The organism is Pseudomonas sp. NFACC39-1 (assembly GCF_900110355.1).
GTDB lineage: Bacteria > Pseudomonadota > Gammaproteobacteria > Pseudomonadales > Pseudomonadaceae > Aquipseudomonas > Aquipseudomonas tehranensis.
Genome location: NZ_FODL01000006.1, coordinates 210,084 through 224,981 on the forward strand (window position 1 = coordinate 210,084; position 14,898 = coordinate 224,981).

Consider the following 14,898-nt stretch of genomic DNA (forward strand, 5'->3'; position numbering starts at 1 on the left):
CTAGCGCGTGGTGGGGGTGATTTTCAGAATCCGCCCGGAGGCAATCACCACCATCACGTACTTGTCATGGATCTGCACCCATTGCGCGCCTTCCTCAGGGGCTTCGAGCCCCTTCTCTTTCCAGTTTTTAATGGCCTTGTCCGAGCGCTGATATTCAGCCGGCGTCCGGTCCGCTTCCACCAAACGGCGACCATTGTTGGGGGAATGCTCCACCGCATCTCCGGTGGCCTCGACCGCTTGCGCCACAGGACCAAAGGCGGCGAGACCGGTGATCAGGACCAGGCTGGCGATCAGGGTAGGGTTGCGCATAAAAACTCCAGTGATTTCGAGAATACTGAACTCTCCGACTTCAACGGCGGCAAATCATTCCTTTTACTGTAGCGACGAATCCGTCGCCGACTGTACGGGGCGGTGATGCCTACAACCGGCGTAGGCTGGCAAAAAAGCCATTTATAAAAACCGGGGCTCGCCATGCATATCGCCATTCTGACCTTCGACGGCTTCAACGAACTGGACTCACTGATTGCCTATGGCATGCTCAGCCGCATCTCCCTGGTGGGCGATAAGGATTGGCGTGTAAGCATCGCTTCACCTACCCCGCGCGTCACGTCCATGAACGGCTTGACCATCGACGCCCAGATCGACCTGGAGCAGGCCTGCAAGGCCGACGCCGTGTTGTTCGGCAGTGGCATGAAGACCCGCGAGGTCGCCAATGACCCGGCCATCATGAGCCAGTTGCGCCTGGACCCGACTCGCCAACTGCTCGGTTCGCAATGCTCCGGCACATTCCTGCTGGCACGCCTGGGGCTGCTCGGCCAGGCACCGGCCTGCACCGACACCACCAGTAAACCCTGGGTCGTCGCGGCGGGCGTCAACGTGGTCAATCAGGCGTTCCACGCCAATGGCAATATCGCCACCGCCGGAGGCTGTTTCTCCGCCCAGTACCTGTCGGCCTGGGTGCTGGCGCGGCTCAAGGGGCTGGAGACCGCCCGGGAAGTGCTGCACTACTTTGCCCCGGTGGGCGAGAAAGAGGCTTATGTGGAGCGGGGATTGGGGCATATTCGCCAATATGTGAGTGAGATGGCGCAAGTCTGACGCGATGCCCGGTGGTGAGGGAGCCCGCTCCCTCGTCACGGGTCGGGCTACTCTTTGGCTGCCACATCCCCTATAAAGTCCAACACACCTCACCGCACGGACCCCGACATGACCACCCCCACCAACTCATCCCCTGCCCTCAAGGAAATCTTCAACGCAACACGCCTTGAGCACATCGCCAGTGAGATGAGCTCGGTGTATCCGGCTTTCGATAGCCGGGCGTTCCTGAACATGGCCAAAGACGGGCTGAGCGAGCTGTCGGTGATGCAACGCATGGCGCGGGTCAGTGAGTGCCTGCATGCGGTACTGCCCTTGGACTACGAGACCTCGCTGGATGTGCTGCGAGACCTGGCGCCCCGCCTCAACAGCATGTTTGTCAGCATGTTCCTGCCCCACTACGTGGCGTCCTACGGCCGGCAAAGCTTCGACTTGTCCCTGGATGCGCTCAAGTATTTCACCCGGTTCGGCTCCTCGGAGTTCGCCGTGCGGCATTTCCTGCGCGATGACCTGGCGCGCACCCTCAAGGCCATGCACGACTGGGCACACGATCCCAACGAACACGTACGCCGCCTGGCCAGCGAAGGCAGCAGGCCGCGCTTGCCGTGGTCGTTCCATCTGGAACCGATCCAGGCCAATCCCGACCTCGCCGCCGCCATCCTTGAGACCCTCAAGGCCGACAACAGCCTGTATGTACGCAAGTCCGTGGCCAATCATCTCAACGACATCACCAAGCAGCACCCTGACTGGGTGCTGGACCGGATCGAAGGCTGGCCCCTGCAAGATCGCCATACCGCATGGATCGCCCGCCATGCTTTGCGCAGCCTGATCAAACAAGGTAATGCGCGGGCACTGGCGGTCATCGGGGTTGGCGGCAAAGCGCACATCCAGGTGCTGGACTTGCAGGTTACACCGGCGGTGATTCGGCTCGGCGAGCCCATCACCTTGTCGTTCAAGGTGCAATCAACCCTTGAGCAGAGCCAGCGTCTGGTGATCGACTATGCCATCGACTACGTGAAGGCCTCGGGCGGCACCTCGGCCAAAGTCTTCAAGCTCAAGACCTTCGACCTGCCCGCTCTGGAATGCGTCAGCCTCAGCCGCTCCCAGCACATTCGCGAGCTGACCACCCGCCGACACTACGCGGGCCGGCACGCGGTGCATCTGCTGGTCAATGGCGAGCGGCTGGGCAGCACGGCGTTCGATATCGTTTCCTGAGCCGCCGCTCAGGCCAGCGTCAGCCGTTGTGCCTTGCGAATGTCCTGCAAGAAGCGCTCGGCCGGCAGCGGGTGGCCCAGCAGATAACCTTGCAGCGAATCGCACCCCAACTGAGTCAGGAAATCCTGCTGCACGTCGGTCTCCACCCCTTCGGCAACAATCCGCAGCCCCAATGCCTGGCCGAGGGCGACAATGGCCGAGACAATCGCCGCATCATCACTGTCGTGCTCCAGGTCGCGCACGAAACCGCGATCGATCTTCAGCTCGTTGGCCGGCAACCGTTTGAGGTACATCAGGCTCGAATAACCGGTGCCAAAGTCGTCGATGGACAAGTCCACACCCATGTCCGAGAGCTGCTGCAGCACGGTCATGCTGGCATCGGCATCGCTCATCGCCGTGGTCTCGGTGATTTCCAGGGTCAGGCTGTTGGCCGGCAAATGATGAGTCTCCAGCGCCGTAGCGACGCTCTGCACCAGCCCCACGTGGCAAAACTGCAAGGCCGACAGGTTCACCGCGATGCGCCAGTCGGTGTAGCCGAGCACGTACCATTCGCGCATCTGGCGGCAGGCCTCGTTCAACACCCATTCACCGATAGGGATGATCAGCCCGGTCTTTTCCGCAAGGTCGATGAAGGTATCGGGCATCAACAGGCCCTGGGTTGGATGCGTCCAGCGCAACAAGGCTTCGGCACCGACCGGACGGCCGTTGGCCGCGTCGAACTTGGGCTGATAATGCAGGCTGAACTGGCGCTGCTCGACGGCGATGCGCAGGTCTTGCAGCAATTGCAATTGCTTGCGGGCGTTACTGTTCATCGAGGCATCGAAAAAGCTGTAGCCGTTCTTGCCGGCACCCTTGGCGTGGTACATCGCCGCGTCGGCGTTCATCAGCAACTCTTCGGCGCTCTGGCCGTTGCCCGGATAAAGCGCGATGCCGACACTGGCGGATATCTGCAAGTCATGATCGGACACCCGGAACGTGCGACCGATCAGCCCGACCTGGCGGGCCGCCAGTCGCAACGCATCGTCAGGCTCGGCCAGTTGCACCAGCAGCACGAACTCATCACCGCCGATCCGCGCCAGGGTGTCCTGGCTGCGCAAGTCTTCCCGCAGGCGCAGGGCCACGTCGCGCAGCAACAGGTCGCCCATGTGATGGCCGAAAGCATCGTTGACCGGCTTGAAGCCGTCCAGGTCGATGAACATCAAGGCGAAACAGCCGCCCTGCTCATGCACCCGATGCATGGCCTGATCGATACGATCGGCCAGCAGCACGCGGTTGGGCAATTCGGTGAGGGGGTCGTGCAGGGCCAGTTGCGTCAGCTCGCGGTTGGCCAGGGTCAACGACTGGGCCAGCTCTGCGGTCCGGGCTTCCAGGCGTGCATCGAGAATCGAGGTGAGCAAGGCGATGGCCAGCACCGCCAGCGTGGTGATCAGCACCAGATTGTCCAGACCCTTGCTGCTCAAGCCGTCCAGGGCACCGCAAAAACTGCCGTCGCTGAACCGCGCGGCGGCCATGCCGGTGTAATGCATGCCGACAATGGCCAGGCCCATCACCACGGCGGCGCCGGCGCGGGCCAGGCGTACATGAGGGATGTTCTGGCGCAGGCGAAAGGCGATCCACAACGCTGCCGCCGAAGCGCAGACCGCAATCACCAGCGAAGCCCCGAACAACGAGGGGTCATAATCAATACCCGGCTGCATCCGCAGCGCCGCCATGCCGGTGTAATGCATGGCACTGATGCCGGCGCCCATGATCAACGCGCCGAAAGCCAGTTGCCACGCCGGCAATTGCGGCTGGCTGACCAACCACAGGGCAAAGCCGCAGGACAGGATGGCGATCAGCAGCGACAAGGCGGTGATCGACACATCGTAGCCAAGCTCCACCGGCAAGGTGAACGCGAGCATGCCGATAAAATGCATGGACCAGACCCCGACGCCCATTGCCAGGGAACCGCCGGCCATCCACCAATGCGCCGCACGCCCTTGGGTGGTAGCGATGCGTCCGGTCATGTCCAGTGCGGTGTAGGAAGCCAGTACCGCAACAAACAGGGAAATTGAAACAAGGGCCGGTGAATAACTGCCGATGAGCATGGGTTTTTCTCGTGACTGGAAAGCCGAACTGCTTCCATGCCCGGTTGAAAGGCGGCGATTGTACTCAATTGCGGTACGGGCGTACCGACCAAATATCAAAAAGCCATCACCTCTGGAATATTTGCGACGAAAGACATCCCGTTCCGTTCGGCTAAGCTGTGGTGGGCCATGTTCAGGAGACTCATTCATGACACCCCCAACCGCCGCATTAGTGGTAATAGACGTTCAGAACGACTTCATCCCAGGAGGCCAACTGGCCGTACCGGGGGGTGACGAAATCGTGCCATTGATCAACCGCCTGGGCCGTTCATTCAGGCAGGTGATCCTCGCCCAGGACTGGCACCCGGCCGGGCATGCTTCGTTTGCCTCCAGCCACCCGGACAAGCAGCCGTTCGACCTCATTCAACTGCCCTATGGCGAACAGAAACTCTGGCCTGACCACTGCATACAGGGCAGCCAAGGCGCCGCGCTGCACCCGGCCCTGGACTTGCCCCACGCCCAACTGATCATTCGCAAGGGCTGCAACCCGGACATCGACAGCTATTCGGCCTTCATGGAAGCCGACCGCCAGACCCTCACCGGTTTGACGGGCTACCTCAAGGAGCGCGGCATCGACACGGTGTATATGGTGGGGCTGGCGCTGGACTTTTGCGTGATGTTTTCGGCGCTGGATGCCCGCGCGGCGGGGTTCAATGCGCTGGTGGTGCTCGATGCCTGTCGGGGCATTGATATCGACGGCTCGATGGAGGCAGCGATCCGGCGGATGCAGCAAGCGGGTGTGGCGCTGATTGAGTCGAGTGCAATAGACGCCTGACCCCTGCTACATGAACCCCTTCCACAGCCGCATCAGTACGGTGTCGGTAACCACAAGCGCAACCGCGCCCCGCCCAGCGGCGAGGCTTGCGCCGTCAGCGTGCCGCCCTGGGCTTGCAGGGCGCGACGGCTGATGGCCAGGCCGAGGCCAAAACCGCCCGTGGCGCGGTCGCGGCTGCGGTCCAGGCGATAGAACGGTTCGAACACACGCTCGCGCTCGCTGTCAGGAATACCGATACCGTCGTCGTCGACCCAGATCTCGCAACCCTGGACGCCGACCAGTACGCCGACCTGGATCCGCTTTTCGCAATAACGCATGGCATTGCGCAACAGGTTCTGCAACGCCCGGGCGGTCAGGCGCGGGTCCAGCACGAAACGCTCCAGCGCACCGTGCAGCAGCACATCGATCACCACGTCCGGCGCGGCCAGGTCCTCGTCGACACTGCCCAGGATACTGTCGATGAACTCGTCCAGCGCTACCTCCACTCGTTCGGGCAGATGCTCGGGGTTCTGCAGACGGCTGTAGGACAGCAACTCCAGCACCAACTCATCCAGCTCGCGGATGTGCGCCACCAACCCTTGCAACCGCTCGCGACTGGCCGGCGGCAGGTCATCGGACAGCGCCAGGGCCAGGCCGAAATCGAGGCGGGTCAAGGGCGTGCGTAATTCATGGGACACCGCATTGAGCAGATCGCGCTGCTGGTTGAGCAAGCGCTCGATGTCGCCGGCCATCGTATCGAACACGTGGGCCAGGCTGCCGATGTTCGAGCTGGAGCCAATCTGCGTACGTTCGCTCAAATGGCCTTTGCCGAAGCGTTCAGCGGTGCGTTTGAGCCGTTCCAGATCGCGCCAATGCGGCCGTAACCAAAGCAGCAGGCAGGCCAGCATCGTCGCACCGATCAACACGTTGATGCTCCAATACAGCCAACTCACCTCGGTCGGGTCCGGGGGCACGATCATCTTGACCGCCGTGCGCTCATCCAGCGGCGCGGCCGCCAGGGTTCGCCAGGCCCATTCGCCCAGGCGCACCACGTTCTCGCCGCGCTGGAGACGCGCCTGCTCGGCGGCGCTGAAACCGGCATCATTGATGGCCGCCAGCTCGATGCGCAGCGGCTCGAACTCCTTGTCCATCTGTGCCGCCAGTGCCGGCCACTGCTCGCTGGGCACGTTATGGAACTGCCTGACCATCAAGGTTTGCAGGCCACGGGAGTAATCGAGGTTGTAGTTCAGAAAGCGTTCATGAAACAGCCGGACCACCAGTTCCGGCATCAGGTAGATCGCGGCGCTGTAGGACACGATGGTGACCAGGTACAGGCGAATCAGCAGCTTCCACATCGACTCAGCATTCCCACTCGGAACGGCTGAACAGATAACCCTTGCCCCACACGGTCTTGATCTTGCGGGCTTCGCCGGCGTTGTCGTCGAACTTGCGCCGCAGCTTGGAGATCGCCACGTCCACCGAGCGGTCGGTGCCGTTGAACTCGATGCCGCGCAGACGCTGCAGAATCTGGTCGCGACTCAGCACTTCGCCGCAATGCCGGGCCAGCACCACCAGCAGGTTGTATTCGCCGCTGGACAACTCCACCGCTTGCCCGCGCCAGGTCACGGTGCGTTCGGACAGGTCGATGCACAAGTTGCCCATGAGAATGCGGTCGTTGACCGTCTGCGGCTCGGTGAGGCTACTGCGGCGCAGCAAGGTCCGAACGCGTGCCAGCAGGACCCGGGGTTCACAGGGTTTGCTGACGTAGTCATCGGCGCCCATTTCCAGACCCAACACCTGATCATGGCTGTCGTCCCGGGCAGTGAGCATCAGTATGGGCAAGGTGGCCGAATCAGCCCGCAACAAGCGACAGACCTGCAAGCCGTCCAGCCCCGGCAGCATCAGGTCGAGGATCACCAGGTCCGGCTGATCGACCCGCGCCCGTTCACGTACATGATCGCCACGGCTGAGCACACTGACCCGATAGCCATTGCGCTCCAGGTAGCTGGCGATCAGTTCAGAAAGAGCGGTGTCGTCTTCCACCAGGAGGATGTTGGGCATGGGTGTTTCCAGAAAGTGCTGGGGCGCCTGATAGGTAGCCTTCGCGAGCAAGCCCGCTCCCACAGAATCGGCGTGAGCATTGTGGGAGCGGGCTTGCTCGCGAAGGCGTCACTACAGTCGCCCGGGAAATCAAGTCGCCAAGGATATACGCCCTCGCCCCCTCCCGAGCAAACCCCTTACACAATTTCACACAGCCCCTACAAAGCTTTACCGATCCACCCTTTCACCCCCCGTAGCATGCAACGTTCATTATCGGGGAAGCACCATGCCAAAGAACTCTACTGCCACCCTGGGCCTGCTGCTCGGCGCGTTGCTGCTGAGCGCCTGCGATAGCGCCTCGAGCCCTGAAGACGCGGCGCCGCTGGCCACTGTGGCGATCGAAACCCTCGAAGCCCGCCCACTCTCTATCAGCAGCGAACTGAGCGGACGCATTGCCGCGCCGCGAATCGCCGAAGTGCGCGCGCGCGTCCCCGGTGTGGTGTTGGAGCGGGTCTTTCGCGAAGGCAGCGACGTGAAGAAAGGCGATGTGCTGTTTCGCATCGACCCGGCGCCGTTCAAGGCCGACCTGGACAGCGCCGAAGCGGCGTTGCGCAAGGCCGAGGCCAACGCGTTCCAGGCCCGCCTGCAAGCGCAACGTTACTCGCAGTTGATCGAAGATAACGCCATCAGCGGCCAGGACTACGACAATGCCCGCGCCGCCGTCCGCCAGACCGCCGCCGATGTCGCCGCGAACAGGGCCGCCGTGGAACGAGCCAAACTTAACCTGGGCTACGCCACGGTCACCGCGCCCATTGCCGGGCGCATCGGCCGGGCGCTGGTGACCGAGGGGGCGCTGGTGGGCCAGAACGAGACCACGCCGCTGGCCCTCATCCAGCAATTGAACCCGATCCACGCCGACCTCACCCAGTCGACCCGCGAACTCAACGAACTGCGCCGGGCGTTGCGCTCCGGCCAGTTGCAGCAGGTCGGCCAGGATCAGGCCAAGGCCACGCTGATCCAGGATGACGGCAGCCTCTACCCGTTGCCGGGCAAGTTGCTGTTCACCGACATCAGCGTCGACCCGGGCACCGGCCAGATCACCCTGCGCAGCGAGTTTCCCAACCCTGACCTTGACCTGCTGCCCGGCAGCTTCGTGCGCGTGCGCCTGGAGCAAGCCGTCGACCGACAAGGCATCAGCGTGCCGCAACGGGCCATCCAGCGCGACAGCGCCGGCGTTGCCCAGGTGCTGCTGCTCGATGCGCAGCAACAGGTCAGCCTGCAACCGGTGGAACTGGGCGCCGTGCAAAACGACCGCTGGGTTGTCACCCATGGCCTGAAACCCGGTGATCGCATCGTGGTGCAAGGCCTGCAACATGCACGTCCCGGCGAAAAAGTCCGGATCGAAGACTCTCCACTTGCCCAGCGCCAGTAAGCAGGACATCGCTCATGCCGCAATTCTTTATCGATCGCCCGGTGTTCGCCTGGGTGGTCGCGTTGTTCATCCTGTTGGCCGGCGCGCTGGCCATACCCCAACTGCCGGTGGCGCAATACCCCGATGTCGCACCACCGCAGATCGAGATCTACGCGGTATACCCGGGCGCTTCGGCGCAAGCCGTGGATCAAAGTGTGGTCAGCCTGATCGAGGAAGAACTCAACGGCACCGATAACCTGCTGTACTTCGAATCCCAGAGTAGCCTGGGCAGTGCAACCATCACCGCCACGTTTCAGCCCGGGACCAACCCCGAGCTGGCCCAGGTGGACGTGCAAAACCGCCTCAAGGCCGTCGAGTCGCGTCTTCCTCAGACGGTCACCCAGCAAGGCCTGCAGGTGGACAAGGTTTCATCCGGTTTCCTGCTGCTGATCACCCTCACCTCCAGTGACGGCAAACTCGACGACGTGGCCCTCAGCGACTACCTGGCGCGTAACGTGATGAACGAGATCAAGCGTTTGGACGGTGTCGGCAAGGCCCAGTTGTATGGCGCCGAACGGGCGATGCGAATCTGGATCGACCCGCAGAAGCTGCTGAGCTTCAACCTGACCCCGGCCGACGTCAATGCCGCCATCGTGGCGCAGAACGCCCAGGTCTCGGCGGGCAGCATCGGTGACTTGCCAACCCGTACGACCCAGGAAATCACCGCCACCGTCCTGGTCAAGGGCCAATTGTCGACGCCTGAAGAATTCGCCGACATCGTACTCAAGGCCAACCCTAACGGATCTACCGTGCGAATCGGCGACGTAGCGCGGGTAGAGGTCGGCAGTCAGGAATATCAATTCTCCACCCGCTTGAACGGCAAGCCGTCCACCGCCGTCAGCGTGCAATTGTCACCGGGAGCCAATGCCGTGAGCACGGCAAACCGGGTGCGCCAGAAGATGGACGAACTGGCGCGATACTTCCCGGCCGGCGTGGATTACAAGATCCCGTACGACACCTCGCCCTTCGTCAAAGTCTCCATCACCAAAGTGATCTACACCCTCGGCGAGGCGATGCTGCTGGTGTTCGCCGTAATGTTCCTGTTCTTACAGAACGTGCGCTACACCTTGATTCCCACACTGGTGGTCCCGGTGGCACTGATGGGCACCTTCGCGACTATGTTTGCGCTGGGCTTTTCCATCAACGTGCTGACCATGTTCGGCATGGTGCTAGCCATCGGCATCCTGGTGGACGATGCCATCGTGGTGGTGGAAAACGTCGAGCGAATCATGGCCAGCGAAGGGTTGTCGCCCAAGGAAGCGACGCGCAAGGCGATGCAGCAGATCACCGGGGCCATCATCGGCATCACCCTGGTGTTGGTGGCGGTGTTCATTCCGATGGCATTCATGCAGGGCTCGGTGGGGGTGATTTACCAACAGTTCTCGCTATCGATGGCGACGTCGATCCTGTTCTCGGCCTTTCTCGCCCTGACCTTGACCCCGGCACTTTGCGCGACCTTGCTCAAACCGGTCGCCAAAGGCGATCACCACGCCAAAAGCGGTTTCTTCGGCTGGTTCAACCGTGGCTTCGAGCGATTCGGCAACCGCTATCAAGGCTGGGTGGCCTATGCACTCAAGCGCACCGGGCGATATATGTTGATCTACGGTGTGCTGCTGGTGGGCATGGGGCTGTTGTTCAGTCGCCTGCCCTCCTCGTTCCTGCCGGTGGAAGACCAGGGCTATACCATCACCGATATCCAGCTGCCGCCCGGCGCGAGCAAGAACCGCACGGTGCAGGTGGTCGAGCAGATCGAGGCGCACAACGCCGGCGAGCCGGGGGTGGGCGACAGCACCGTAATCCTCGGTTTCAGTTTCTCCGGCAGCGGGCAGAACGCCGCGCTGGCGTTCACCACCCTCAAGGATTGGTCGCAGCGTGGCCGCGACGATTCGGCCAGTGCCATTGCCGAGCGTGCCAACCAGGCCTTCGGCCAGATCAAGGATGCCGAGGCCTTCGCCGTACTCCCGCCACCGGTGGATGGCCTCGGGACGTCCAGCGGTTTCGAGTTCCGCCTGCAAGACCGCGGCGGCCTCGGCCATGCCACGCTGATGCAGGCTCGCACGGCTTTGCTCGCCGCCGCCGAGAAGAGCCCGGTGCTGATGAACGTGCGCGAAAGCGCCCTGGCCGAAGCGCCACAGGTGCAACTGGAGGTCGACCGCAAACAGGCCAATGCCTTGGGAGTGTCTTTCGCCGACGTGGGCAACGTGCTCGCCACCGCGGTAGGCTCGGCCTACATCAACGACTTCCCCAACCAGGGGCGGATGCAGCGGGTGGTGGTTCAGGCCGAGGGCGATCAACGCAGCCAGGTGGTCGACCTGCTGAAGATCCATGTGCGCAACGACACTGGAAAAATGGTGCCGCTGTCAGCCTTCGTCCAGGCTCGGTGGACTCAGGGCCCGACGCAATTGACCCGCTACAACGGCTACCCGGCCATCAGCATCTCCGGTGAACCGGCCCCCGGCCACAGCACCGGCGAAGCCATGGCGGAAATCGAACGCCTGGTGGCCCAGGGCCCTGCCGGCCTAGGCCAGGAATGGACCGGGCTGTCGTTGCAGGAGCGCCTGTCCGGCAGCCAGGTGCCGCTATTGCTGGGTCTGTCGTTGCTGGTGGTGTTCCTGTGCCTGGCGGCGCTCTACGAGAGCTGGTCGATCCCCACGTCGGTGCTGCTGGTGGTGCCGCTGGGGGTACTCGGCGCGGTGTTGGCGGTATCGTTGCGCGGCATGCCCAACGATGTGTTCTTCAAGGTCGGCCTGGTGACCATCATCGGCCTGTCGGCCAAGAATGCGATCCTGATCATTGAGTTTGCCAAACATCTGTACGACGAGGGCCACGACCTGATCGACGCCACCCTCCAGGCGGCACGCTTGCGCCTGCGGCCGATCATCATGACCTCCCTGGCGTTCATTCTCGGCGTAGTGCCGTTGGCCATCGCCACCGGCGCCAGTTCGGCAAGCCAGCAGGCCATTGGGACCGGGGTGATTGGCGGGATGATCACCGCGACGCTGGCAGTGGTGTTTGTGCCGGTGTTTTTTGTCGGGGTGATGAGGCTGGTGCGCAAGCGGCATAAAGCCCTCTGACAACACAGGCCCAATGTGAGCGCGCAATGCAGCTCACGTCAGAAACGCAGCTCATCCATAACACAACGCTGCTGTAAACTGTCAAAGCTGACAGTTTACAGCGAGCCGGTATCGCGCTCAGATGGTAGGACCCATAGTCAGATAATGCTCTGCACTGTCGGTACAGCCTTGCGATATTCCAATGGAGACCATGGCCATGAGCGCAGCACAAAAACTGTCAGTCAATAAGGTTCGACAATCCCTCTTCAGCAACGAATTCGCAGCATCCATTGATCAACGTCCTCCGGTGCCTTTCAGAGCGTCTTTTTCCCGGGTGAGCTACCCCCAGTTCGGTGACTACCTGACCATAACGGCGACGCTTCGAGACCCAGTCGACAACCACATCAAGACCATCAGGATCATTTTCCTCGAAGACCCCGTCGATAGCTCCCCACAACGCGCCAAGAACGTGAGGATCTCCTACGGCGATACCGCAGAGAACCCGCCTTCAGAGTATTCGACACTTGAACCTTTGACGGCCCTGAATTTTGATCCGCAAACCCTTTCCATCAGTGGCACCATCGATGCCCGTGTAGAAGACGGGTTGGAAAGTCCGAAAGCCCATGAGCTGATGATGAGTTTCAACCTGGTTGCAGAACCAGGGTCCCGACGCACTTGAGCCAACAAGCGCCGCAAAAAAAGCTCCGGAGTCTTTCGATCCGGAGCTTTTTTAACGACTAAGCGCGTAGCGGCGCATTGTCAGAAGTTGAAACTAAGACCCGCGCTGACGTTGTAATCCTGCTTGACGGTCTTGCTTTGGCTTGAGCCGGCCTCGGCGAAAACCTGCAGACCGTGGGGCAGTGCCCAATTGACTCCACCCGCCAGTTCCAGACTGGTGGCGGAGCTGTCGTTGTTGAACGAGCTGTCGTTGACGCCCACTTCGTTGCGTTTGATCAGCTCCTGGCCAATGGCAACACGCACTCGCGGCTGCAACTTGTGGCCATTACCCAAGTCGATCTCGCTGCCCAGGTAAGCACCGCCCTTGACGACTAGCGACCGGGTCAGTTCGCTGTCGACTTCAAGGCCGTTATCGAGCTTGTAATGTTCTCCAGAGACCACCGCGGCTGCGACCTGGGCAAACGGCCCCCAGAAGAACCCGCTGCCCAATTGGTCTTGCAGGCCCACCTCCAGCGAACCGCTCAAACCGTAGGTGTCATAAGACCCCTTGGTTTTCACGCCATCGCTCATGCTGACGTCCAGGCGGTTGTCGAATCGATTGATCTTGGTGACCGCGTCGACATAGAAGCCCGATTGAGGATCGAATTTCGTCAAATAGGCCCCCACGGAATAGCTGTCCACCGAACCCGAACTGCCGTGCTTGAGATCCAGGTTCGAGCGACTGTACCCGACCATGCCGCCGACCAGCCAATCGCTGTCGCCCAGCGCTGCGTCGGCGCCGATCACCAGCCCCTGCTGGGTCTGGCTGTAACCACCGGCGTAGGCATTCTGCACGCTGTAGCGATTATTGTAGGTACGCGTCCACAGGCCAGGCTTGGCCCCCGTCAGGCGTCGATCACCCATACGCGAATTCAGCAGCGTGCTTTCGGCATAAATAATGGTCGGCGCGGTATTGGCGATCGCCATCACCGAACGGGTGCTGGTGCTCGGCCCGTCGTCAGGACGCAGATACCAGCCGTTGCCTTCCTGGACCAGCTTGTAAGTCAGGGCGCCCACATCGACAACGCCAGTGTTCAGTGCCAGTTGGGCATCACCCGCGCCGAATTCAGCAATGTGAATCAAGTCACCGCTCGACCTGTTCCCCGTGGCACTGACTGACACGACATGCTCACCCGATGCGCTTTGGGCATTGAGAAAATCCGTTTCGCCGGTGGCAAAGTCGGTGTACAGGTTGAAAGAACCCGTACCCGAGAGTTCGCGCACATTCAGCGTGTAGAACGTTGACCCCGGCGCAAAATCCACCCTGCCACCGTCCAGCGCCAGATTGTTCACGGTATTGTCGCCGGTCAGGATCCAGGTTGACTGGTTCCTGATCGCAAGATCGGCAGTGCCCTCCACGCCTCCGGTGAATGCCGAGTTATTGTCCATCACCACCTGAGTGGTATGCCCGTCATCGCCTTTGATGGTACCGGTAAACGCACTCTCGTTATTCAGACTGAATTGGGCAACGTTGTGCAGATCGCCGGTCAGTGCGGCCCGGTTGTTGAGTGCAGTGGTCACATTGCTGCCGGCCTCGACCACCACATTGCCCTGCAACACGCTATTGTCGACGCTGAAGTCGACATTCGTTCCATCCGTCACTTCCAGGATCGTGCCGTTGCCACCGATGAGCGTCGAACCGTTCGATACCTCAACCACGAACGCTCCCAAAGGGATGGCGCCCACATTCGCCAGGATCGCCGAACCCGTCTTGCCTTCGACGCTTGAGTTGTTCAGCACCAGTTTGCTGATCTGTTCGTCGGTACGGTCTAACTCAAACGTCACACCATTAAGCCCGCCGATGATTCTGGATTGATTATTGAGCGTCGCCTGCCCTCCTGCGATCCGTAAACCGAAGCTGGAACTGCCGGTGCCTTCAATGGTGCTGTTATTCAAGTTCAGGGTGCTATAGGAGGTGGCCACGGCGCCCCCCAAGACGCCGCTGACAGTGCTGTCCTGCAGGGTAACGTTGGAGCCGGTCGAGGTGTCGGTATCGCGCACCGCCTGAAGCCCGTAATCGAGCCCGGATATCGTGCTGCCAGTGATGTTGGCGTCACTGTTGACCAGCGAAACCGTAACGTCCCCGCTGGCCCCGGTCACCGTGGCACCGGTCAGGTTCACGGCAGCCCCATTCGATGCGCTGATCTGCTGGGTCGTACCGGTGTTGACATTCAAGACGCCGGCCTGGACGTCGATGTCCAGCGTTTCGGCGCCATTGACGTTAAGCGTCGCATCCGGTGCGATCAGCCAGCTCTCAACGGTTGGCGAAGGCGAGATGGTTTCCGTCTCCCCCGGGTTCAGGTCACGCGCTTGTGCATAAGGGATGACAAAAGCAAGTGCCAGGACCGATGGATATTGCCATCTGCCGCAATGAACTTTCGATAGAGAAAACTGAGCTGATTGCATATGAACTACCCTAATAACGATATT

The 14,898-nt window shown here is 61.5% G+C and carries 11 protein-coding genes; 6 read left to right on the plus strand and 5 right to left on the minus strand.

Annotated features, from left to right (window positions below; genetic code table 11):
- A complete protein-coding gene (locus BMY45_RS15130) occupies positions 1 to 309 on the minus strand; it encodes an RcnB family protein (protein WP_092398933.1) in 309 nt (102 codons plus the stop codon).
- Between the two features lie 162 nt (positions 310 to 471).
- Between BMY45_RS15130 and BMY45_RS15135 the strand changes: the two genes are divergently transcribed.
- Together BMY45_RS15135 and BMY45_RS15140 are read left to right on the plus strand one after the other, a co-directional pair.
- Positions 472 to 1,095 carry a DJ-1/PfpI family protein gene (locus BMY45_RS15135; RefSeq protein ID WP_092398936.1) on the plus strand — a complete coding sequence of 208 codons (624 nt, stop codon included), beginning with the start codon at positions 472 to 474 and terminating at the stop codon, positions 1,093 to 1,095.
- A 108-nt stretch (positions 1,096 to 1,203) separates the two neighbouring features.
- Complete coding sequence (locus BMY45_RS15140; protein WP_092398938.1) at positions 1,204 to 2,307, plus strand: DNA alkylation repair protein; 1,104 nt, start codon at positions 1,204 to 1,206, stop codon at positions 2,305 to 2,307.
- Positions 2,308 to 2,315: 8 nt separating this feature from the next.
- On the opposite strand, the gene BMY45_RS15145 is transcribed toward BMY45_RS15140, so the two are convergent.
- Positions 2,316 to 4,394, minus strand: a complete 2,079-nt coding sequence (locus BMY45_RS15145) for a putative bifunctional diguanylate cyclase/phosphodiesterase (protein ID WP_092398940.1) — start codon at positions 4,392 to 4,394, stop codon at positions 2,316 to 2,318.
- Between the two features lie 187 nt (positions 4,395 to 4,581).
- On the opposite strand from BMY45_RS15145, the gene pncA reads away from it, so the two are divergent.
- On the plus strand, positions 4,582 to 5,208 hold the full coding sequence (gene pncA, locus BMY45_RS15150; protein ID WP_092398942.1) for a bifunctional nicotinamidase/pyrazinamidase: 627 nt from the start codon (positions 4,582 to 4,584) through the stop codon (positions 5,206 to 5,208).
- Positions 5,209 to 5,240: 32 nt separating this feature from the next.
- Here the strand turns inward: pncA and BMY45_RS15155 are convergent, their stop codons facing one another.
- A complete protein-coding gene (locus BMY45_RS15155) occupies positions 5,241 to 6,542 on the minus strand; it encodes an ATP-binding protein (RefSeq protein ID WP_092398944.1) in 1,302 nt (433 codons plus the stop codon).
- A gap of 4 nt (positions 6,543 to 6,546) precedes the next feature.
- Positions 6,547 to 7,248 (minus strand): response regulator, encoded by a 702-nt coding sequence (locus BMY45_RS15160; protein ID WP_092398946.1) that lies wholly within the window; start codon positions 7,246 to 7,248, stop codon positions 6,547 to 6,549.
- A gap of 265 nt (positions 7,249 to 7,513) precedes the next feature.
- Here BMY45_RS15160 and BMY45_RS15165 point away from each other — a divergent pair, with 265 nt between their 5' ends.
- From BMY45_RS15165 to BMY45_RS15175, 3 genes are all read left to right on the plus strand, one after another.
- Positions 7,514 to 8,659: an efflux RND transporter periplasmic adaptor subunit gene (locus BMY45_RS15165; protein ID WP_092398948.1), complete on the plus strand. Its 1,146-nt coding sequence runs from the start codon at positions 7,514 to 7,516 to the stop codon at positions 8,657 to 8,659.
- A 14-nt stretch (positions 8,660 to 8,673) separates the two neighbouring features.
- Positions 8,674 to 11,772: an efflux RND transporter permease subunit gene (locus BMY45_RS15170; RefSeq protein WP_092398950.1), complete on the plus strand. Its 3,099-nt coding sequence runs from the start codon at positions 8,674 to 8,676 to the stop codon at positions 11,770 to 11,772.
- A 196-nt stretch (positions 11,773 to 11,968) separates the two neighbouring features.
- Complete coding sequence (locus BMY45_RS15175) at positions 11,969 to 12,430, plus strand: hypothetical protein (RefSeq protein WP_092398952.1); 462 nt, start codon at positions 11,969 to 11,971, stop codon at positions 12,428 to 12,430.
- Between the two features lie 80 nt (positions 12,431 to 12,510).
- On the opposite strand, the gene BMY45_RS15180 is transcribed toward BMY45_RS15175, so the two are convergent.
- Positions 12,511 to 14,874, minus strand: a complete 2,364-nt coding sequence (locus BMY45_RS15180) for an autotransporter outer membrane beta-barrel domain-containing protein (protein WP_092398954.1) — start codon at positions 14,872 to 14,874, stop codon at positions 12,511 to 12,513.
- Positions 14,875 to 14,898 lie beyond the last annotated feature (24 nt).